The sequence below is a fragment of the Amycolatopsis antarctica genome (assembly GCF_002262875.1).
In the GTDB taxonomy this organism is placed as follows: domain Bacteria; phylum Actinomycetota; class Actinomycetes; order Mycobacteriales; family Pseudonocardiaceae; genus Amycolatopsis; species Amycolatopsis antarctica.
On sequence record NZ_NKYE01000014.1, the window covers coordinates 164,264 to 185,231 of the forward strand.

The 20,968-nt window shown below is 72.9% G+C and carries 13 protein-coding genes; 8 read left to right on the plus strand and 5 right to left on the minus strand.

Annotated elements, in window-relative coordinates:
* The first annotated feature begins 499 nt into the window (after window positions 1-499).
* The 6 genes from CFN78_RS21290 to CFN78_RS21315 all read left to right on the plus strand — a co-directional run bounded on the left by CFN78_RS21290 (window position 500) and on the right by CFN78_RS21315 (window position 8,725).
* On the plus strand, window positions 500-1,162 hold the full coding sequence (locus CFN78_RS21290; protein WP_240519597.1) for a response regulator transcription factor: 663 nt from the start codon (window positions 500-502) through the stop codon (window positions 1,160-1,162).
* Complete coding sequence (locus tag CFN78_RS21295) at window positions 1,159-2,409, plus strand: sensor histidine kinase (RefSeq protein WP_094864625.1); 1,251 nt, start codon at window positions 1,159-1,161, stop codon at window positions 2,407-2,409. Before CFN78_RS21290 ends, CFN78_RS21295 begins: the two co-directional genes overlap by 4 nt.
* Window positions 2,410-2,503: 94 nt before the next feature.
* Window positions 2,504-4,483 (plus strand): fibronectin type III domain-containing protein, encoded by a 1,980-nt coding sequence (locus CFN78_RS21300; RefSeq protein ID WP_094864626.1) that lies wholly within the window; start codon window positions 2,504-2,506, stop codon window positions 4,481-4,483.
* Window positions 4,484-4,518: 35 nt separating this feature from the next.
* The gene (locus CFN78_RS21305) at window positions 4,519-5,439 is read left to right on the plus strand and encodes an AAA family ATPase (RefSeq protein WP_094864659.1); all 921 of its coding nucleotides are present in this window, start codon (window positions 4,519-4,521) and stop codon (window positions 5,437-5,439) included.
* Between the two features lie 2 nt (window positions 5,440-5,441).
* Entirely contained in the window at window positions 5,442-6,581 is a 1,140-nt protein-coding gene (locus CFN78_RS21310; protein ID WP_094864627.1) for a DUF58 domain-containing protein, read from the plus strand.
* Window positions 6,578-8,725, plus strand: a complete 2,148-nt coding sequence (locus CFN78_RS21315) for a transglutaminase TgpA family protein (RefSeq protein ID WP_133116410.1) — start codon at window positions 6,578-6,580, stop codon at window positions 8,723-8,725. The genes CFN78_RS21310 and CFN78_RS21315 overlap by 4 nt, the downstream gene beginning before the upstream one ends.
* Before the next feature lie 10 nt (window positions 8,726-8,735).
* Here CFN78_RS21315 and CFN78_RS29910 read toward each other — a convergent pair whose 3' ends face one another.
* Together CFN78_RS29910 and CFN78_RS21325 are read right to left on the minus strand one after the other, a co-directional pair.
* The gene (locus tag CFN78_RS29910; protein ID WP_240519598.1) at window positions 8,736-10,565 is read right to left on the minus strand and encodes a serine/threonine protein kinase; all 1,830 of its coding nucleotides are present in this window, start codon (window positions 10,563-10,565) and stop codon (window positions 8,736-8,738) included.
* Window positions 10,566-10,975: 410 nt separating this feature from the next.
* Window positions 10,976-11,536 carry a hypothetical protein gene (locus tag CFN78_RS21325; protein ID WP_094864629.1) on the minus strand — a complete coding sequence of 187 codons (561 nt, stop codon included), beginning with the start codon at window positions 11,534-11,536 and terminating at the stop codon, window positions 10,976-10,978.
* A 150-nt stretch (window positions 11,537-11,686) separates the two neighbouring features.
* On the opposite strand from CFN78_RS21325, the gene eccD reads away from it, so the two are divergent.
* Both eccD and eccB read left to right on the plus strand, forming a co-directional pair.
* On the plus strand, window positions 11,687-13,072 hold the full coding sequence (gene eccD / locus CFN78_RS21330; RefSeq protein ID WP_094864630.1) for a type VII secretion integral membrane protein EccD: 1,386 nt from the start codon (window positions 11,687-11,689) through the stop codon (window positions 13,070-13,072).
* 1 nt (window position 13,073) lies between these two features.
* Window positions 13,074-14,495: a type VII secretion protein EccB gene (gene eccB / locus CFN78_RS21335; protein WP_094864631.1), complete on the plus strand. Its 1,422-nt coding sequence runs from the start codon at window positions 13,074-13,076 to the stop codon at window positions 14,493-14,495.
* 439 nt (window positions 14,496-14,934) lie between these two features.
* Here eccB and CFN78_RS21340 read toward each other — a convergent pair whose 3' ends face one another.
* The 3 genes from CFN78_RS21340 to eccCa all read right to left on the minus strand — a co-directional run bounded on the left by CFN78_RS21340 (window position 14,935) and on the right by eccCa (window position 20,893).
* Complete coding sequence (locus tag CFN78_RS21340) at window positions 14,935-16,437, minus strand: hypothetical protein (protein WP_094864632.1); 1,503 nt, start codon at window positions 16,435-16,437, stop codon at window positions 14,935-14,937.
* A 54-nt stretch (window positions 16,438-16,491) separates the two neighbouring features.
* Window positions 16,492-16,827 carry a hypothetical protein gene (locus tag CFN78_RS21345; RefSeq protein ID WP_133116411.1) on the minus strand — a complete coding sequence of 112 codons (336 nt, stop codon included), beginning with the start codon at window positions 16,825-16,827 and terminating at the stop codon, window positions 16,492-16,494.
* Window positions 16,828-16,933: 106 nt separating this feature from the next.
* The gene (eccCa, locus tag CFN78_RS21350; RefSeq protein ID WP_094864634.1) at window positions 16,934-20,893 is read right to left on the minus strand and encodes a type VII secretion protein EccCa; all 3,960 of its coding nucleotides are present in this window, start codon (window positions 20,891-20,893) and stop codon (window positions 16,934-16,936) included.
* Between the last annotated feature and the right edge of the window lie 75 nt (window positions 20,894-20,968).

Sequence of the window (20,968 nt, forward strand, 5' to 3'; positions counted from 1 at the left end):
CGCCGGTGGTGCCGGCGCCGCGGCTCGTGGCGGCGCCATCGTCCGCCGCGCCACCGACACCGTCGCCAGCGGCCGGGGGGCCGGGGGTGCGCCCCCTGGCCCGGTCTGGTCTGCGCGCGTACCGGCGGTCCGCGCCTCCTGCTCCCCAGTCATGGCTTCCCCTCAGCCGATCCGGCGGCCGTGTCCGACCGGTTCCTGCCATCTGCCCGGCAACGGCTGACGAGCCGATGACGAGCGGCTAATGTGCGACCACGGGTGGCCGACGGGCACCGGCAGGCCCGTGTCGCCACGGGACCCGGGCTCGCCGCCGACCTCGATCGAGCGTGTGGATTCGAAGAGCACCGTGCTCGCACCTCCCGGTCGTGACCGCCTGTGTTCGGCTCCTACTCTCTTCGCGTGTACATGAGGTTCCGATGACAACACCGACGGCTGACCCGGCGGCACCGTCGCCGCACGCCCGGGCCCGGCCTCAGCCGGACCGGACGGGAAGGCCCCCGACATGCGGGTGATGGTGGTCGAGGACGACGAGGACCTGCGGTTCGCCGTCGTCACCGAGCTCGCGGCGAACGGGCTGCGGGTGGACCAGGCCGGTGACCTGGCGACCGCCGACGCCGCGTTCGACCGCGCGGACTACGCCTGCGCGGTCCTGGACCGGATGCTGCCGGACGGGGACGCGGCGGACTTCGTGCACCGCCGCCGCCAGCACGGCTGGGCGACCCCGGTGCTGTTCCTCACCGCACGGGACACCCTCGCCGACCGGGTCACCGGGTTCGAACTCGGCGGCGACGACTACCTGGTCAAGCCGTTCGCGGTGGCGGAGATGACCGCGCGGGTGCTGGTGCTGTGCCGCCGTGCCGGACACGGCAGGCCGTCGGTGCTGCGGCACGCCGATCTGGAGATGGACTGTGCGGCACGCGAGGTGCGCCGGGCCGGAACACTGCTCACCTTGAGCGACAAGGAGTTCGCCGTCCTGGAGTTCCTGCTGACCCGCCCCGAGTCGGCGGCCGAGCGCAGCGAGCTGATCGAGCACTGCTGGGACTCCAGTACCGACCCGATGTCCAACGTCGTCGACGTGGTGGTGCGCAGGCTGCGCCGCAAGCTGGGCGCGCCCGAGCTGATCCACACCGTGCGCGGTCGCGGATACCGGCTGGCGGCTTCGTGAACACCTCCGCGGTCGCCCGGCTGCAACGACTGCGCTGGCTGCTCACCCTGCTGTTCACCGTCATGAACGCGATCGGCCTGGTCGCCTTCGCCTGGCTGGTGCTGCGGGAGGACACCTCGCAGAGTGAGCAGCGGATGGACGGCGAGCTGCGCCGGGTGACCTCGACCGTCACCCGGCTCATCCAGTTCGACGGCACCCTGCGCACCGGCCTCGTCGACGGCGACCCGCTGAACCGGCAGTGCCCCCAGTTCGCCGTGCTTCCCGGCAGCGGCAAGGAGTTCGAGGGCTACCTGAGCGCGAAGGCCTGCGTGACCGTCGACCCCGCGGTGCTGGGCGGGCTGGTGGGTCAGTCGGCGCGGTCCGGTTCGCTGATCAACGGTTACATCCGCGGCCAGAACGGGGAGTGGCTGCGGGCCGGGGTGGAACCGTTCCTCGCCGACTCCGGCCAGTACATCGGCGCGGTCGTGGCGATCACCGACGCGGGACCGGAGCAGTCCCGGCACGACCGTCTGGTGTGGATGGTCGTCGGCGGCTGCCTCCTGCTGGTGCTGGTGGTGGCGGTCTCCGGGTACCTGCTGGCTGGCCGGGCGCTGCGGCCCGCGGCGGCGGCGCTGGAGCAGCAGGAGGTACTGCTGGCCGAGACCGCGCACGATCTGCGGACGCCGGTCGCCGCGCTGCGCGCGCTGGCCGAGACGGCCCTGCGCAATCCGGCGGAACGCACCGAACTGCTGCCGCGCACGGTGCGGCTGGCCGCGCGGATGGGCAGCATCATCGACGGGCTGCTGGTGCGCGCCCGGCTGGCCGCCGGGGTCGAACAGCTCGACCGGCAGCCGATCCAGCTCGACCAGCTCGTCGGCGCCGTGGTGCAGGAGACGCCGAAGGCCGAGGCCCGGGTCACCCTGACGACCGCGCCGACGACCGTGCTCGCCGATCCGAACCTGGTGCAGCGGGCCATCGGGAACCTGCTCGACAATGCGATCCGCTACGGCCGGATACCGGGTTCCGAGGCGATCGTGCACATCACCGTCGCGGGCGGGCGGGTCACGGTGGCCGACCACGGGCCGGGGATCGACGCGGCGAAGGCGGAGGAGAACTTCGACCGGTTCAGCAGCAGCGGTGGCTCCAGCGGCCTCGGCCTCTCCATCGTCCGGTGGGTCGCACAGGCCCATGGCGGCACCCTGACCGTCTACAACGCCAGGGAGGGCGGCGCCATTTTCGAGCTGTCGCTGCCCGTGGTGGACGCCTAGGTCTGTCGCGACCGCCCCGTCCCGGGCCCGGGGTGGCAGCTTCCTGCCGCGGCGAGGTTGACGTGGCGGGAAGGCGCTCAACTATGCTGACGCGATGCTCGGGTTCACTGGGCGCAGGCGACCCGGCACAGAACGCGGACGACCTGCCACCAACCGTCTCGGCGGCAAACTTCCACTGATCTTCCTGGTGGCTGCCTGCGCGGCAGGCGTCGTCGCGGCCGTCACCGGCGCGGCCAAACCGGTGCAGGACCTCGAGTTCGCGCAGGCCGGCCACTGGGTGGCCAATCCCGAACTGGGCGTCGTATTCCATGTGGACGGTGCGGCGAAAACCGTGGACGCGCAGGGAAACGTGCCCGGGCTCGAGGCGGACAGCCAGGTCGTCCAGGGCGCGATGAACGGGTACGTGGTCGGCAGCTCGCGCATCATCGAGTTCGGCAAGTCCACGCTGTCCGTGCAGCGCACGCTGACCCCGCCGGTGCCCGAACGGCCGGAGACGATCGAGGCGGCCGGTGGCCCGTACCTCGTCTACCGGCAGGCCGGGCGGGTGGTCCGGCTGGGCGACCGGCACGCGACCATTCCCACCGGCGGTCCGGTCGGCAGTCCTGTCGTCGCCCCGGACGGCACGCTGTGGCTGCACCGGCAGAGCACCGGCGTGGTCTGCATGCTGCCGAAGGACTCCGCGGAACTGTCCTGCCCCGGAGCGCTGCCGGCCGGTCACGACGGCGGGCTGACCGTCGCCGCGGGTGCTCCCATGTTCGTCGACACCACCGCGGACCAGTTGATCCCGGTCTCCGCGGAAGGGCCGGGCACCGCGGTGCCCGCCAACGTGGATCTGCGTCCGGAGTCGAAGATCGGCGCCAGCGACGCCGCGGGCAGGGTGCCGGTGCTCGACTCCGGTGCCGGCCGGATGCACCTGGTGGACACCGCCGAGACCCGTGGCGGCGAGACCGCCGCCACGCCGGTCACCGTCGAACTGCCCGCGGGTGACTACAGCGATCCGGCCAGCAGCGGCGACTCCGTGGTCCTGCTGGACCGCGAGGGCAGCAAGGTGCACGTCTACTCCGGTACCGGCGAGCAGCGCGCGATCACCCCCGTCCCGCGGGAGAACGGCGAGCCGAGGCTGACCAAGGGCGACGACCAGCGGGTGTACGTGGACGGCGCCGAGGGCAGGCACGTGATGGTGGTCGGCGACGGCGGCGAGGTCAGCGAGGTCCCGCTGGTCGAGGGCGACCGGCCGGAGGAACCCGCCGAGCCGGACGCGACGCCGCCGCCGAGCGCGCCGCCGGTGGCCGAGGCACCCGCTCCGCCCCCTGCGGTGGAACCGCCCGCGCCGGAGGCCACGCCGTCCCCGGAGCGGCAGCGCACCGTCGCTCCCGAACCGACCACGGAACCCGAACCGACCACGGAACCGGAACCCGAGCCCGCACCCGATCCGGCTCCGCCACAGCCGCCCGAGCCCGAACCGCCCGTACCGCAGCCGGCCAGCCCACCGGGCATGCCCCCGGACCTGTTCGCCGGATCCGGTAACGGCGGGCTGCTGGTGACCTGGGGCGAGGCCGCGGCGAACGGCGCCGAGGTGACCGGATACCGGCTGAGCTGGACCTCGCTCAACGGTGCAGGCGGTGACGGCTCGACCACCAAGGCCGCGGGCGACCGGTCGGCGATCGTGACCGGGGTGCAGGAGGGCGGTCGTTACCGCGTCACGCTGGCAGCGGAGAACAGCGCGGGCCGCGGCACCGAGGCGAGCGCGGTGACCCTGATCGAGGGTGACGGGCCGCCGGGCGACCGCTCGGTGACGGTGTCCCGGGGCGCGGACACCACGTACGAGAAGTGCGTGGCGCCGAACTGTGCCTTCGTGCGGGTCGAGATGTCCGGTTTCGAGCCGGACACCGAGTACACGATCAATCCGCACGCCGACGAATGGGGTGACTTCAATCCCGGCGTCACGCTGACCACCGACGAGAACGGATCGATGACCATCGACGACCGGTTCCCCTTCGACGGGGTGGGCCAGCACGTCTGGGTCACGGTGGACGGCGCCGAATCCAACCATTTCCTGTGGAGTGAGCAGTGAGCGGTACCCGCGCCGGAGAGGTCTCCGCGCTGCTGATGCAGAACGTGCAGCAGGTGGTACGCGGAAAGCCGGAGCTGGTCCGGCTGGCCGTGGCCGCACTGCTGGCCGAAGGGCATCTGCTGATCGAGGATGTGCCCGGCGTCGGCAAGACGACGCTGGCCCGGTGCCTCGCGCGCAGCATCGGCGGCCGGTGGAGCCGCATCCAGTTCACCCCCGACCTGCTGCCCGGCGACATCACCGGGGTCACCGTGTTCCGCCAGCAGGACGGCACGTTCGTCTTCCACCCGGGTGGGGTGTTCGCGAACATCGTGGTGGCCGACGAGATCAACCGCGGTACGCCGAAGACGCAGTCGGCGCTGCTCGAGGTGATGTCGGAGGGCAGGGTCACGGTGGACGCCACGGCGCACGAGGTGCCGCGGCCGTTCCTGGTGGTGGCCACGCAGAACCCGATCGAGATGGAGGGCACCTACCGGCTGCCCGAGGCGCAGCTCGACCGGTTCCTGATGCGGCTGTCGATGGGTTACCCGGACGTCGACTCCGAGGTACTGGTGATCATGAGCGACTGCGCGGGAGTGAGCCCCGAGGACCTGCCGGTGGCGCTGGACATCGAGGCGCTGCGGGCGGCGATCGGCGAGGTCCGCCGGTCGCACATCGACCGCGCGGTCTGTGACTACGCGGCCCGTCTCGCCGCGGCCACCCGGGAACACGCCGCCGTCCGCTTCGGTGCCAGCCCGCGCGGGAGCATCGCGCTGGTCCGTACCGCGCAGGCACTGGCCGCGACGCAGGGACGGACCTTCGTCACCCCGGACGATGTGAAGGACGTCGCCGAGCCGGTACTGGCGCACCGGCTGATCCTCACAGCGGACGCGGAGCTGAACCAGCGCAGAACCGGTGAGGTGATCGCGGAGGTGCTCGGTGCGACGCCGGTGCCCGCGATGAATGCGAGGACGCGCTGACCATGCGCCTCACCGGGCGCGGCATCGCCCTGCTCGTCTCGGCGGTCTGCCTGCTCGGATTCGGCCAGTGGACGGGATTCCCGCTGTTGTCCCTACTCGGTGCGACCCTGCTCGGAGCGGTGGCCGCCGCCGCGCTGGTGCTGATCCGGCAGCCCGCGGTCGGCATCCGCCGGGCCGTCTACCCGGATCGGGTGGAGCGCGGGCGTCCGGCACTGGCGCAACTCCAGGTCGCCAACCCGAACACCTCGCGGCTGGCCGGGTTGCTGGCCACCGACGGTGAGGGCGGCGGGGAGCGCACGATCCGGATTCGGCCGCTGCTGCCCGGCGCCGAGGCCACCTACCACTACGAACTGCCGACCGGCGTTCGCGGCCGGATGACCGTGGGTCCGTTGACCGTGCACCGGGTCGACCTGTTCGGCCTGGCCCGCAACAGCCGTCCCGCGGGCGGCACGGTGACCCTGCGGGTGCACCCGCGGCAGTGGCCCGCGCACGCGCTCGTCGGCGGGCATCCCCGGCACCACCACGAGACGACCAGCATCGACGACTCGCTACGCGGCTCGATCGACCTCACCGACGTCCGTGAGTACGTGCCCGGCGACGAGGTCCGGCTCATGCACTGGAAGGCGACCGCGCGGACCGGGCGGCTGATGGTGCGCGACCTCGCCGACCCGGAGCAGCCGCGGTTCACGGTACTACTGGACACCAGGCCGGATTCCTTGCCGGGCAACGATTTCGAGGAGGCCGTCGATGTGGCCGCCTCGTTGCTCGCGGCCTCCGCGCGGGCAGGGCATCACAGCAGGCTGGCCGCTTCGGGCGGTACCGACCTGCCCACCTCCGGCGGCCCGAGGGCGGCCCGGTCGCTGCTCGACGAGCTCTGTGATCTCGGGCAGGACGGCGAGCGCGGCGCCGCGCTGGTCCCGGCCGCGCTGACGACGGGGCGGACCGGCGGCGGCTGCCTCGCCGTGGTCACGGCCGCCGCCGCGGACCTGGGTTCGCTCGCCCTGCTGCGCCGCCGTTACGGCACGGTCTTCGTGATCGCGTTGTCCGCCGACGGGCGCCCGCCCGCCGCGGCCGGGATGAAGGTGCTTGCCGCACGGTCCGCGGAGGAGGCGATCCGGCGGTGGAACGAGGTGACGACGTGAGCCCGGTGCGTGCACTGCCCGCGGCCTGCGTGGTGCTTGCGGCCGTGGTCGCCGGGCTGCTGTTCGCCCCGGTGTTCGGGATCGCCGAACTTCTCCTGCCCCTCGGCGTGCCGGCGCTGGCCGGATACCTCGCCGCCCTGCTCTGCTCCCGCGGCGCCGCGGGAGCGGCGTGGCGTCCGGTGGCGGTCACGGTGGCCGGACTGCTGGCGGTGGTCGAGGTCGTGCTGTGGCCGACCACCGCCGCCGGGCTGCCCACCGGTGAAACCCTGCGGGCGCTGGCGGCCGGGGTCACCGACTCCTGGCAGTCGACGCTGCAGTCGACCTGGCCGGCACAGGCGGATCCGGACCTGGTGCTGTTCGTCCCGCTGCTGGTGCTGTTCGCCTGCGTGCTCGGACTGGAACTGCTGTACCGAGTGGACAGTCCACTGTGGTCACTGCTGCCGAGCGTGCTGGTGCTGGTGCTGAGCCAGTTCTACGTGGCGCTCACCGCCGGAGCCGCGGTGCTCGCCGGGATCGGGTACGCCGCCGTGGCCGGCACGTTGCTGGCGGCCTCCCGGCGGGAGCGACCGGATCCCGGCCGGGCACGGGAGCGCGCCCAGCCGGTGCCGTTGTTGCTGCTCGTCCCGCCGGTGGTGCTGGCGGTGGCCTGCGCGCTGGTGGCCGGACTGCTGATGCCCGTTCCCGAGGCCCGGTTCTCGCTGAAGGAACAGCAACTGGCCCCGCTGGACCAGACCAGGGTGGACAACCCGCTGGGCCGGATCGCCGGCCGCCTGGCCACTCCGGAGACGCCGGTGTTCCAGGTCCGGGGCGCGGCAGGCGCCGACCGGTGGCCGCTGGTCGTGCTGGAGGACTTCGACGGGGTCAACTGGCAGCCCGGCACCCGGTACCGGCGCCTCGGTGCGGAACTGCGTCCCTCGCCCGGGGTGACCGTGCCGGTGACCCGGCGGGAGGCGGAGCTGGTCGTGGCCGACCCGGCGGCGCTCGGCGGGCCGTGGCTGCCCAGCAGGCCGTCGCCGGCCGGTGTGTCCGGCCTGGACCCGCTGGTCGAGGAGCGGCAGGGGACCCTGCTGCGGCCGGGAGCCACCGGAGCGGCCGACTACCGCCTCACCTGGTGGGAGCCGGAGATCGACTCGCTCGCCGACGCGACTCTCGACCCGTCCGCGCCGGGCGGACTGGCCGGGATCGGTGTGGTGCCCGACGGGATCCCGCAACTCGCCGAGCAGGCCGTGCAGGGCCTGCGTCCGACCTTCGAATCGGCCGTGGTGCTGGAGCGCTGGATGCGGGACAACTACCGGCTGGCGACCGGGCCGAACCTGCCCTCGGGCCACGGCTGGCGGCAGCTCACCGAGTTCCTGCTGGAGTCCAGGCTCGGGACGAGCGAGCAGTTCGCCGCCGGCTACGTGGCACTTGCCCGTTCCCGCGGTATCCCGGCCCGTCTCGTCGTCGGATTTCGTGCCCCGGGGCCGGGGGAGGACACGGTACGCAACGGGGACGCGCTCGCCTGGCCGGAAGTCGCGGTCAAGGGCGTCGGCTGGGTGCCGCTGGATCCCAGCGGTACGGCCACCGCGCCCGGGCCCAGCTCCGGGGCGGGCCTGGCCGCGGCGGCCGCCAGGGTCCGGGAGGACCTGCCGCCGCCGCAGGACCTGCGCGATCCGCCGGTCGCTCCGCCGGAGGAGGCCCCGGAACGGGCGGACGACGGCGGAGGCTTCTCGATTCCGTGGCAGGTACCCGCCTTGCTGCCGGTGGTGTTGCTGCTGGGCTGGCTGATCGGTGTTCCGGCGCTGACGGCCTCGCGGTCCTGGCGGCGCAGGCGACGCACCGGGCAGGAGTCGGTGGTCGGCGCCTGGGCGGAGGCCCGTGACCGGCTGCGCGCGCACGGTGTGCCGGTGATGCCTGGGATGACCGTGCGGGATCTCGCGGCCGTCGCCGCCGGACGGGTCGATCAAGCCACTGTGGACGGTCTGCGTTCACTGGGCCGGACGGTGGACCAGGCGCTGTGGGCGAACCCCGCTCCGCCGGTGGAGTACAGCGGGGCCGAGGCCTGGGCGGCGGTGCGGGTGGTGCGGCAGGGGCTGGCCCGGCGCGGGCCGCGGGCCCGGATACGGGCGATCTGGCGGCCGCCGGGAGTCCGTCCCCGGCCGTGACCCGGGCTCGTCACGGCGAGCAGACGGCGTCGCGCAGCGGCCGCGGCGCGCTCTCGACGAACCTCGGCCCGTCGGTGGCCTGCACCGAGAAGCAGTACGGCCGCACCGGATCGATCTTGACCCGGTACGTGGTGCTGGTTCCGGCGAAGAACACCTCGTTCTCCTCACCCTCGGTGGCGACGACCACCGCGTAGTCCACCGGCTCACTGCTCTTCCAGGACAGTTGCACGAAGTCCCCCTGGTCGATCGGCTCGTTGAGCGTCACCTCCAGTGGAAGCCCCTCGATGGCGCTCGTGGGCGGCCCGATGTCGACGGTGCTCGGCGGCACGGCGAGTTCGGTCGGGCCGCTCAGCAGCAGCAGTACCGCCACGACGGTGAGCAGTGCGAGGCCGCCGCCCGCGGAGACCAGCAGTGCCGTGCGGGAGAACCGGCGCCGGGGGGATTTCGGGCCGTACACCAGGATCGGGCCGTCCGAGGCGGTCGCCGCCGGCGGCGGGGGAGGTGCCAGGGGTGCCCCCGGCGGCGGGTAGGCCTGCCGGCCGCCGGGCGCGGCGAGGGGCGCGATGCCGAGCGGCTGCCCGGCGGGTGGTGCCGGGGCGGCGGGACGCGGCACCGGGGCCGCCGGGTCGGTGAAGTCGTCGAAGGCGCCGTCCGGCACCGGTTCCGGGCGGCCCGGGGCGGGCTCGGTCTCGTGGAAGTCGTCGAACTCGCGGGGGCCTACCGGGCCGGCCTGGTTCGCTCTGCCCGCCGCCATGTCCGCCGGGAGCCGCATGGTGACCTCCGCGTCCGGCTCCTGTGCCCGCGGCTCCGGTGGGGCGGTGGGGGCCGGGTGCACGGTGGGGGCCGGGTGCACGGTGGGCGGCGGTGCTGGGGACTGGTTCGTGGGGGGTGCCGTCGCGGCGGGCGGTGGCGGCCCGGCCGGTGGCTGCGGGCCTGGAGCCTGCGGGCCAGGGGTTTGCGGGACGGGGGTTTGCGGGACGGGGGCCGGGTAGACCGGCGGCGGGTAGGACGCCTGCTGCTGCGGCTCCGGCGCCACCGGTCCGAGCAGGTTGCCCAGCCGCATCGCCACCCGCGCCGCGTCCAGCGGCCGGGCGTCCGCGTTCTTCTCCAGCAGGGCGGACACCAGTTGCCGCAGGCCGGCCGGCACGTCGTCCCGCTCCAGCACAGGGGCGGGCGAACCCAGCACCCGCAGGACCCGCTCGCCGGGCTGTTCCCCGGTCCGACCGCGGTGCGGTGAGGTACCGGAGAGGGACAGGTACAGGATCACCCCGAGCCCGTACAGGTCGGAGCGCTCGTCGGCGGTGCCGTTGCGGATGGTTTCCGGCGGCAGATAGTCCACTCCGTTGAGCGGGTCACGGGGGAAGGCCCGGCGCATCGTCAGCCCGAAGTCGGAGAGCACCGCCTCACCGGACGGGCGGAACAGCACGTTTCCCGGCGTGACCTCACCGTGCACCAGGCCGGCGTTGTGCGCCGCGGCGAGCGCCACGGCCAGCGCCTGGCCGAGGGCCAGCGCGTCGGTGACCGAGAGCGGGCCGAAGGTGCCGATCAGCTCCGGCAGCGACTGCGCGCACAGCTCCATCCGCAGGGCACAACGGCCGTCCGGGAAGTCCTCCAGAGCGTCGGCCACCAGCACCGGAGCGAACGGCCGCAGCTCGGCCAGCCGCCCCAGTTCGGCGTTGACCGCCGACTGCGCACGCCGGTCGAGCCGCCCGGGGTACACCTTCAGCGCGAACGCCTGACCGGAGGCCTCGTGCACACCTGCCAGTACCGACGCCGTCGGGCCGTCGCCCAGCGGCACCAGCTCGCCGTGGTCCGGATTGGTGGCCATCATGGTGCTCATTGTGCTGCCTCCGTTCGGGTCTCGTTCGGCCTGTTCCCGGTGACCGTCCGGTCCGGGCGCGCTCACCGTCCGCCGTGCCCCGCGATCGCCGGTACGGGCGATTCCGGAAGCCCGCCGCTCGTACCGGCCGCGCCGTCCGCACCCCTCGTGCCGCGTGCGCTACTCGTACCGTCCACATCGGACGCCCGTTGGACGGCGGATCGTTCGGGCATAACGGATTCGTCCACCTCGGTACGGAGTCGGCAGCGGGCTTCGCGGCAGGCGGACCGGACACGCCCGAGGTTCGCTGTGGCCACCACTGGCTCCCTCCTGGCCGCCGCGCGGTGTCGCGCCGCACGTTTCATCGTAGGAACGCGCCGCGGCGGTGGGGGCGCGCGGCAGGTTGCTGCCGTGCCGGGTGGCCGCCCTGCTCAGGCCGTGGGCTCACGGTGCTGCTGGGCGGTGAACCGTTCGGTGTCGTCGGTGTCGTCGGTGGCCGCGAGGGTTCGGCGGCGTGACCGGAGCCGGAGCGCGAGGCCAAGGGCGGCCGCCAGGAGGACGGCCATCCCGGTGCTGAACCACCAGGTCCAGATCGTGCCGGTGTGGCCGGTGACCGTCATGAGTTCGACGTACGTACCCGCCTCGAGCGGGCGCTTGTCGGGAAAGGTGTTGTCGAGGGTGATCTTGTCGGTCTCGGCGAGCACGTGGTTGTTCGCGCGGAAGTCGTCGAGGTCGGCTTCGTAGCGCCGGCCGGTCCAGTCGAACAGGACCTTGCCGCCGTCCGGCCTGATCGCCATGAACAGCGTCCTGTTCTCGAATGCCCCGTTCTCGTGCGAGATCAGCAACGGCCAGGCGGTGACCGCGCCCTCTCGTCCGCCGGTCTCCTGCCGGATCTGCGCGGCGGTCTGCTCGGGGGAGAGCCCGGGCCGCGGCCCGCAGGACGTCAGCAGGGCGAGTATCGCGACGATGGCGACAGCCGGCTTCCAGGGCATACGAGCAGGATCTCGGAACCCGCCGTGGTGGCGGGGTGGCACGGCAGGTTGCTGCCGTCGCGCTTGTCGCACCCGCGCACGCCGACGAGTCTGGGCGGCGACGCCGGGCTACGCGCCGACCGGCGCGGGAGGAGACCGATCGTGGCACCGATGACAACCACCGGCCTGGTCCGGCTGACCATCGACGCGCCGTCCCGCCGGATCGACCTCGCCCTGCCCGAACGCTCGGCCGTCGCGGAGCTGCTGCCAGGCCTGCTCCGGCACGCCGGTGAGGGTCTTGCCGACGAGGGAGTACGCGACGGCGGTTGGATGCTGCGCCGCTCGGACGGCAGTCTCGTCGACGGGGCCAGGACGCTCGCCGCCCAGCGGGTGCGCGACGGCGAGGTGCTGCACCTGGTGCCGCGCAGGATGGACTGGCCGGAACTGGAGTACGACGACCTCGCCGACACCATCGCCACCGGGGCCGCCCGCACCGGCCGGTTGTGGAGCCCCCGGCACACCCGCGTCACCGGCCTCGTCGTCGGCGCGGGTGCGGTGCTGCTCGGCCTGCTGGCCGTCCTGCGCTCCGGCCCACCGTGGTTCGAGGCAGGCTGGGTGGCGGCCGGGATCGCGGTGCTGCTGCTGGCCGCGGGCACCGTGCTGTCCCGGGCGCTGGGTGATGCCGCCGCCGGTGCGGTACCGGCCATCGCCGCGCTGCCGTACGCGAGCGCGGGCGGCGCGCTGCTCGTCGCCGGGGAGCAGCCGCTCACCGCGTGGAGTTCGCCGCAACTGCTGGCGGGCTGCGCGGGGCTGCTGCTGGCCTCCGTGCTCGGTTTCGTCGGCGTGGTGGACCGGGCCGCGGTGTTCACCGGCGGCGCGACGGCCGGGCTGCTGGGTGTGATCGGCGCCTGGATCGGTACCACCGAGGCCGTCGACACGGCCGGTGCCGCGGCCATCGTGGCCGGAGCGGTGCTGGTGCTGTCCCCGTTGTTCGGGCCGCTGTCGGTGCGGCTGGGCCGGGTCCCGGCGCCGGTGCTCCCGCGCACGGCGGCCGACCTTGTGCGCGACGAGCCATTGCCGCCGCGGCAACAGGTGTACGCCACCGTGATCCGGGCGGAGGGCCTGCTCACCGGACTGATCGGTGGCAGCGCGCTGGCCGCCGGGTACGCCGAGGTACTGCTCGCCGCCGACGCGCGCACCTCGGCCGTCATCCTGCTTTTCCTGCTGTCCATGGGATTCTGCGTTCGTGCCCGGCTCTACCCCGCGGTACGGCAACGGTCCCCGCTGCTGCTCGCGGGACTCGGCGCGGCCGCGAGTCTCGCCGTGGGCCCGTTGATGTCCGACACCGGCGGCCTGCTCCGGATCGCGACGCCGGTACTGCTGGTGTTCGCCGTGATCGCCGTCCTGCTCGGGCTGTCACACAGCCGCCGGAACAAGCCGAACGCCTACCTCGGCCGCTATGCCGAACTGTTCGAGGTGTTGCTGGTGCTGGCCTGCGTACCGGTCGTCTGCGCGGTGCTCGGCCTGTACGGGCTCGTCCGCGGGCTGGGTGGTTGACATGGCGTCGAAGCGCGATCTCCTGCAGGCGTACCAGTTCCTCACCCAGCGCGTGGTGTCCGCGCTGATCACCCGCGAGTCCGATCCGGAGCAGCCGCCGTTCCGCCGGCCCGGCGGTGCGGCCTTCGGCAGCATCGCCATCGCCGTGATCGCGCTGGCCGCGGTCGGCGTGTACGGCGTCATCGTGCCGGGCGGCAACAAGGCGTGGCAGGACGGCGAATCGGTGATCGTGGTGGAGGAGACCGGAACCCGGTACGTCTACGTCGACGGCCACCTGCATCCGGTGACCAACTACGCCTCGGCGCTGCTCGCGCTGGGACGGCACGCCGAGACCCGCGGCGTCTCCCGCGACTCGCTGACCGGTGTACCGCGCGGCCCGATGATCGGCATCCCGGACGCCCCGGATTCCCTTCCCGGCGGCGATCGGGTGCTCCGCACCGGCTGGTCCCTGTGCTCGCGTCCGGGCCAGGACGCGACCGGCGCGGCGGTGGACGAATCGGTGCTGATGATCGGCGAGGAGCCGGCGGGCGGCATGGAACTGGCCGACGAGGCCGTGCTGGTCAACCTGCCGGAGACGGGTGCCCAGTACCTGATCCGGCACGGCTACCGGCACCAGATCAGTGAGGCGGACACCGTCGCGGTGGGGTTGGCCCTGCGTTCCGAACCGCAGGCAACGGCCGACATGTCACTGGTCGACGTGCTGCCCGCCGGGGACACCATCGCGCCGATCCCGCTGCCGAACCCGGGTGAGCCGTCGACCGCGGTGCCGCGCAGGCAGGACATCCGCGCGGGGCAGCTCCTGGTCGCCGAGACCTCCGACGGAGCGGTGCGGCACTACCTCGCCGAGACCGACCGGCTGCGGCCGATTTCCGAGCTGCAGTACGACATCCAGCGGGCCTACGAGCCGACCGGGACCGCCTACGGCGGCGCCGAGCCGATCGGTATCCCGCTCGGACTGGCCTCGGCGGCCGAGGCCGTGACGGAGCCCGCACCCGAGCCCGCACCCGGTTCCGCACCGCAGCGACGCCCGCGGTTCGCCGGTTCCGGTTCACAGAGCTCGGCCGTGTGCGTCGAGTACGACGACGGTGCCGCGGTACCGCGGCTGCGGGTCGACCCCGCGCTGCCGGAGGCGGACCCGATGACGGCCACCACGAAGCGGACCGGTGAGGGGAGCCCGCTCGCCGACCAGGTGATCGTGCGGCCGGGCTGGGCTGCGCTGGTCGAGGCCATGCCGAGCGCGCAGGCTCCGTCCGGCACCGTCGTCCTGGTCACCGACCAGGGCCGGGCGTATCCGCTGGGCGGGCCGAAGGTTCCGGAGATCCTCGGCTACGCGGACGCCGCGCCGGTACGGCTGCCGTCCGGCATGGTGGCGCGGCTGCCCCAGGGAACCGGTCTGGACCGGACCGCGGCGATGGGCACCTGAGCCACCCCGTCCGCCTGCCCGTCTCGTTCGCGCACCGCCGGCACCGCGGTACGTCGACATATCGGCGCTGTGGGTGTGGGAGGTGCCGGGTTCTTCGGGTGGGCAGGCGGCGAGGGTGATCGAGCGAAGTGCTTGCCGGCAAAGAAAACCGTCGAACCTGCTGCTTCGGCGTCAGGCCCGGTAGGGTTGCCCTTCGACCGCAATACGTCGACGTATTGCGGCCAGCGCCACCGCAATATGTCGACGTATTGCGAAGCATCGTGCACAAGGTATCGCAATATGTCGACAAGTCGCGGCGGGTGAAGAGGGGACAGAAGGGCTGACCGGCGGGCGGGGTGCGTGGCTCGCGGCGGGCGGGGATTGCCGGTGCATGTGAGAAGGCCCCGGTGCCGGACGTATCCGGCACCGGGGCCCGCCCTCGCCCGTGCGGGGCCGGTGTTCAGCCCCGCACGGCCCTCTGTGTGGCAGGGTCGGCCGCGGCCGGCTGCTCGACCTGCCAGAGTTCCTCGTCCAGCAGCCGCACCGTGGTGCGGTCCTCGTCCTCGTCACGGCGGGCGCGCGCCGCCGGTCCGAGGAAGGTCGCCGGGGCGTCCAGCTTCCCGGCGCGTCCGCGCAGCTTCGGTGGGACGCCGGGCACCGTGCGCTGCGGACGGGAACGGTGGGAGTTGCCGTCGGTGTGACCGCCGCCCCCACCGCCACCGCCGCCTGGGTTCGTGCGGCCGAGAGCCCCAGCCATCATCGGCATCATCGGCATGCCGCGCCCGACGGTTCCACCCGAGGTGCCCGCACCGGTACCTGTGGCCGCCTCCTGCGGTGCCACCGGCGGCGTCTGCGGTTGCGGCGGGAGTATCGCGCCGCCCATCTTTCCGGCCTTGGGGATCGACGTCGGCCCGCTCGATCCGGCCACGCCACCGACACCGCCCACCCCACCGGTTCCACCCAGTGCACCGAGGTTCGGCCGCAGTCCGGCGAGTGGCGGGACGGCCGGGGCGATCGGTGCCACCATCGGCGGGCCCGCGCTGATCGGTGGCAGGCTCGGCGTGCTCATCGGCGGCACCGCCGGAATCGACGGGACGGGCGCCCCGCCGAGTCCGGCCAGCTCCGGGCCTCCGGTCAGTTCCGCGGGCAGCGGTGCCGGAGCTCCGGCACCGCTCTCCGCCGCGCCGCCACCCTGCGCTCCGCCCGCACCGCCGCTCGCGTCCGCACCGGCCCCGCCGCTTGCGGCGCCACCGCCACTCGCACCGCCGCCCTCACCGCCACTCGCACCGCCGCCCGCGCCTCCGCCGCCCGCCGAGGCCGTGCTGGCGGCGCCCCCGCCGGCGCCCGGGGCCGCCGACGGTGCTCCGCCGCCCGCACCCTGTGTAGGCCCGTCCCACTCGGCGAGGCCGCCGACCACGCTCGCCACTTGCCCGGCCGCGCTCTGGAACCCGTCGCTGATGCCCTGCACGATCTGCCGGGCCTCGTCGAGTAGCTGCTGCATCTGCCCGGCGGCGACGTCCGCACCGAGCTTGGCGGCCTCGTAGTCGGCGACTCCCGGCTGCACCGTCGACATCGCCTTGGCCCGCTGGTACTGCTTGACCAGTTCTTCCATCCGGGTCACCGCCTGCTGGATGGCGGTCGCGAGCTGGCTGAGGGCGGGCCGCATCCGGCCGACGGCCTCGCGGACCCCGTCGGCGCTGCGCCGCACCGTCTGAGAGCTTGTGGTCACCCGGTCGGCGTAGGTGGTGCCCGCTTCGTCGTCCCAGTTCGTGCGGAAGGTGCCCGCGGCGCGGGCCATCGTGTCTGCGGTGGGCCCCAGGGCCTCGCCCGCCACCTGCTCGAACGCGTCGGGCACGGCGGTCAGGCTCGGGATGTGCTTCTCCTGCGCCTTGACCTGGTTGTACATCAGCATCATCGGATCGCCGGCGGCGTCCGACCCGAGGACCGGTTCCGGGCTGCTCATCTGCTCACTCCCTTGTCGCTGCGGTGTCGTGGGACGGGATCGCGGTGGTCACGTTCAGCCCGCGCCCATGCCGGGCTCCCGGTCGATCGCCTGCGTGATCGCTTCCCGGCTGACCTGGTCCGCGGTGCGGTAGCGGGAAGTGCCGAACTCGCCGATCGACTGGTACGCGAGGAGCCCCTGACGAACCGACTCCACATGCTGAGTCAGTTTCTCCGCGGTGTCCGCACAGGCTCTGGTGAAATCGGCGCAGCCAGGCAGCTCCAGTCCGCAGGTATCGGCCACGGACCGGCCCGCGTTCGCCAGCGGCGCGGCGGCCTTGTCCAGGAAGCTGGTGTCGAGCTGGGCGATCCCCTGCTGGGTGCCGTCGGTCTCCATCATCAGTCCGGCCATGTCCACTCCCTACTGCGGTCTTCTTCCCATGACAGACATTCCCTTGCAGGACAGCGAACCACCGGTGCCGCGCAGAGCGGGCGAGACGGCAGCAAGCGGACATGCCCTACTCCGCCGGGGGCAGCCAGCCGAGCTGGATCAGCCGCGGTGTCTCACCACGGGAGACCAGACGGCCGCGGCCCGGTGGCAACGGTTCCGGCTTCAGCCCGCCGATCAGCGGTCCCTCGTCCTTGTCACCGGAGAGCAGCAGTCCCGGCGATCCGACGTCGCGGACCCGGGACATGAAGGTCTCGAACAGACCGCGGCCCGCGCCGCCGGTGCGCCGGGTGAGCACCACGTGCAGGCCGATGTCGCGGCCCTGCGGCAGGTAGTCGAGCAGCGGCGTGAACGGGTTGTCCATCGGCGTCGCCACCAGGTCGTAGTCGTCGACGAGCACGAACAGTTCCGGCCCGGACCACCAGTTCCGCTTGCGGAGCTGATCCGGGGTGATGGTGTTGCCGGGCAGGCGTTCGGCCATGCCGCGGGCGGCCTCCTCCATCAGCTTGCGAGTGCTCACCGCGTCGGTGCCGTAGCCCAGCAGGTGGTCCGGTCCGACGTCGCCGAGCAGGCCGCGGCGATGGTCGACGAGCAGGATCCGCGCCTGCGAGGGCGTGTAGCTCTCGGTGATCCGGCGGGCCAGGACGCGCAGGAAGCCGGTCTTGCCTGCCTGCGCGTCGCCGAGCAGCAGGAAGTGCGGGTTGGCGGTGAAGTCCAGCCGCACCGGCCGCAGGTCCTGCTCGGCGATGCCGACGGTCAGCCGCATTCCCGGTTCGTCGTCGTCGCGGGGCGGGAGTTCCTCGTAGGGCAGGGTGTTCGGCAGCAGGCGCACCCGGGGTGCGTGCTCTCCCGGCCACGCCCCGGCGATGTCCTCGACCAGCGCGGTGGTGGCCGCGTGCAACTCGGTACCGCTCTCCCGGCCGTCGGCCCGGGGGACCGCCAGCAGCATCTGGTGCTTCGAGGTGGCCAGTCCCCGGCCGGGCGCGCTCTCGGGCACGTTCAGCGCGCCGACCCGGTCGATCATCGTGTCGATCGGATCGCCGAGTCGCAGTTCAGCCTTGCTGCCGAACAGATCCCGTACGGCGGGGCGCAGTTCGAAGAACCGGGCACAGGCGGCGACCACGTGCACGCCGTAGGCAAGCCCGCGCGCGGCGATGTCGCACACCGTCTCCTCGACGTCCTCGAACTCCTTGCGCAACGTCTGCCAGCCGTCGACCACCAGGAAGACGTCGCCGTAGGAATCCTCCGGGAACTCGCCGCGCGCTTTCGCCTCCCGGTAGGCCGCGATCCCGTCCACGTCCCGCGCCGCGAACCGGCGCTCACGTTCGGCCAGCACCGACGCCACCTGTGCCACGGTGCGCCGGACCGCGCCGGTGTTCTGCCGGTTGGCCACCCCGCCGACGTGCGGCAGTCCGCGCAGCACCGCCAGTGACCCACCGCCGAAGTCCAGGCAGTAGAACTGGACCTCCGCCGGGGTGTGCGTGCAGGCGAGGCTGGTCACCAGGGTGCGCAGCGCGGTGCTCTTGCCGCTGCGCGGGCCGCCCATCACCACCGCGTGCCCGCCACCGGCGGACAGGTCGAACTCCAGCGGGTCGCGACGCTGTTCGAACGGCCGGTCCACCACGCCGATCACCGCGCGCAGCCGCCCGGCGAGCGCGTCACCGGGGGCGCGCAGCCCCCGCACCTCGTCCGGCACCGGGGCGCCGAGCAGACCGTCCAATGTGGGCGGTTCGGCCAGCGGCGGCAGCCACACCTGGTGCGCCGGGGTGCCCTTGCCCGCCAGCCGGTCGACCAGCACGTCGAGCAGGCTCTCGCCGACCGTCTCCTCGTCCTCCTCCGGTTCGGGCACGGCCGGCTCCAGCGCGCTGACCGCGGGAGCGTAGGCGGTCGAGTAGCCGAGTACCTCCGGCCGGGCCCCGCCCGCCGCCGGGCCGGCGCTGCCGTCGGAACGGCGGTACACCCCGGAGACGTACGCCGAGCGGAAACGCTCCATCGGTTCGGTGCTGAACTTCAGGAAACCGTGCCCCGGCGCGCGTGGCAGTTCGAAGGCGTCGTTCACGCCGAGCACCGTGCGGCTGTCCATCACCGAGAACGTGCGCAGCCCGATCCGGTACGACAGGTGCGTGTCCAGGCCGCGCAACCGTCCCTCCTCCAATCGCTGCGAGGCGAGCAGCAGGTGCACGCCAAGCGACCGGCCGACGCGGCCGATCTGGACGAAGGTGTCGATGAAGTCGGGTTTCGCCGAGAGCAGCTCGCTGAACTCGTCGCAGATCACCAGCAGCGTCGGCACCTCGGCCAGCGGCGCACCGGCCGCGCGGGCCCGTTCGTAGTCGCGCAACGAGGAGTAGTTTCCCGCCGCCCGCAACAGTTCCTGACGGCGGATCAGCTCACCGTTGAGAGCGTCGGTCATCCGGTCCACCAGCGGCAGTTCGTCGGCCAGGTTGGTGATCACGGCGCTGGTGTGCGGCAGCGTGTCCAGCCGGGTGAATGTCGCGCCGCCCTTGAAGTCGATCAGGGTGAAGTTCAGCGAGTTCGGTGGGTGGGTGATCGCCAGTGACAGCACCAGGGTGCGCAGCAGCTCGCTCTTGCCGGAACCGGTGGCACCGATCAGCAGCCCGTGCGGGCCCATGCCGTCCTGTGCCGACTCCTTGAGGTCGACCTCGATCGGCCTGCCGTCCTCGTGGATGCCGAACATGACCCGCAGCCGGTCCCGGTTCGGCCGCTGCACCCAGGTGCTCACCGGGTCGAAGGCGTACGGGTCGCCGAGGTCGAGCAGTTCGGCGAGGCCGAGATCGTTGCTCAGCGCCTGCTCGCCGCGGGCGCCGGTGAGCCGGAAGGGGGCGAGCTGACGGGCCAGCGCCTCGGCGGTCACCTCGTCCAGCTCGTCGGCCGTGCCCAGTTCCGTGTGCCCCTCGTAACCGACGGTGGAGAGTGCCCCTTCGGGGCCGATGTCGAGGATCAGCGCCGAGCGGTCCAGTGAGCGCGGCGGTGTCGTCGTCATATCCACGATGGACACACCGTCCACGCCCTGCCCGGCGAGCAGGTGATCCGAGCCCGCCAGTTCGCCGCCGTCCAGTACGACCACGAGATGGGTGCCCGATTCACGGCGGGTCTCCGGGTTGAAACGGGGACGGGTGGAGAGCAGATCGTCCAGCATCGCCTCGATACCGGTGATGGTGGGAGCGACCAGGCGCAACGGGCCGACGGCATCGGACTTCTCCGCGTGCAGCGCGTGCGGCAGCCACTTCAGCCAGTCCCACTCCGGGAGTTCCTCCCTGCCCGCGCACACGGCGACGCGGATGTCGTCCGGGGCGTGCAGAGTGCCGAGCTGGGCGATCATCGAGCGCACCAGCGCGACCGTGCGGGTCCGTTCGCCGCGCAGGTGGATCCGCGCGAAACCGGTCAGTGCCACCGCAAGCGGCAGGTGCGGGATCGCGCTGTACGTGCTGAGAAAGCGGCGCAGGGCCACCGCGGACAGTGGCTCCAGTTGCTCCAGCGGCTTGGCCTCCGGCGGCACCAGCACCGTGGTCGGGCTCTGTGGCCCGGTGCCGATCCTGGTCACCGCGAAGTCCGGGTCGCTCGGCCGCCGTTCCCACAGCCGGTAGCTGCCCGCCAGCGAAGGCAACGCGGTCGGTTCCGGGTGCAGGTACACCATGGCGTCGCGCTGCTTGTGCACGTTGCGCAGCAGGCGGACCCGCTGCTGGGCCATGCCGCGGAGATAGAGCCTGCGGGCGTTGCCCATCTCGCGCTTGTTCGGCCCGCCGGAGTTCACGAAGCCCATCACCACCATGCCCAGCATGGCGACGCCGAACAGGCCGAACACCACGTAACGCAGCGAACCGGCCATCGATCCGGAGAACATGATCATCATCGCGGCCATCATCGCGAGCATCGGCAGGAAGGTGAGCGCCTGCGTCCACTGCTTGCCGCCCGGCGCGGGAATCTCCGGGGGCGACTCGAGGATCAGTTCGCCGGACGGCATTTCCGGAGACGGACGGCGCGTCGGCCGTTGCACCACCACTGTGGACACGGGTGCATCACTCCTCGACATCGCGTGCGGAGTACCGATCCTCACCGACGCGAGCGCGTGCGGAGACCGGGTGGC

Excerpts from the sequence above, each read along its gene's own strand:
- CFN78_RS21300 (WP_094864626.1), top strand. The coding sequence starts at position 2,504 with ATGCTCGGGTTCACTGGGCGCAGGCGACCCGGCACAGAACGCGGACGA.
- CFN78_RS21345 (WP_133116411.1), bottom strand. The coding sequence starts at position 16,827 with ATGGCCGGACTGATGATGGAGACCGACGGCACCCAGCAGGGGATCGCC.
- CFN78_RS21325 (WP_094864629.1), bottom strand. The coding sequence starts at position 11,536 with ATGCCCTGGAAGCCGGCTGTCGCCATCGTCGCGATACTCGCCCTGCTG.
- eccB (WP_094864631.1), top strand. The coding sequence starts at position 13,074 with ATGGCGTCGAAGCGCGATCTCCTGCAGGCGTACCAGTTCCTCACCCAG.
- CFN78_RS21290 (WP_240519597.1), top strand. The coding sequence starts at position 500 with ATGCGGGTGATGGTGGTCGAGGACGACGAGGACCTGCGGTTCGCCGTC.
- CFN78_RS21310 (WP_094864627.1), top strand. The coding sequence starts at position 5,442 with ATGCGCCTCACCGGGCGCGGCATCGCCCTGCTCGTCTCGGCGGTCTGC.
- eccD (WP_094864630.1), top strand. The coding sequence starts at position 11,687 with ATGACAACCACCGGCCTGGTCCGGCTGACCATCGACGCGCCGTCCCGC.
- CFN78_RS21340 (WP_094864632.1), bottom strand. The coding sequence starts at position 16,437 with ATGAGCAGCCCGGAACCGGTCCTCGGGTCGGACGCCGCCGGCGATCCG.
- CFN78_RS21305 (WP_094864659.1), top strand. The coding sequence starts at position 4,519 with ATGCAGAACGTGCAGCAGGTGGTACGCGGAAAGCCGGAGCTGGTCCGG.
- CFN78_RS29910 (WP_240519598.1), bottom strand. The coding sequence starts at position 10,565 with ATGAGCACCATGATGGCCACCAATCCGGACCACGGCGAGCTGGTGCCG.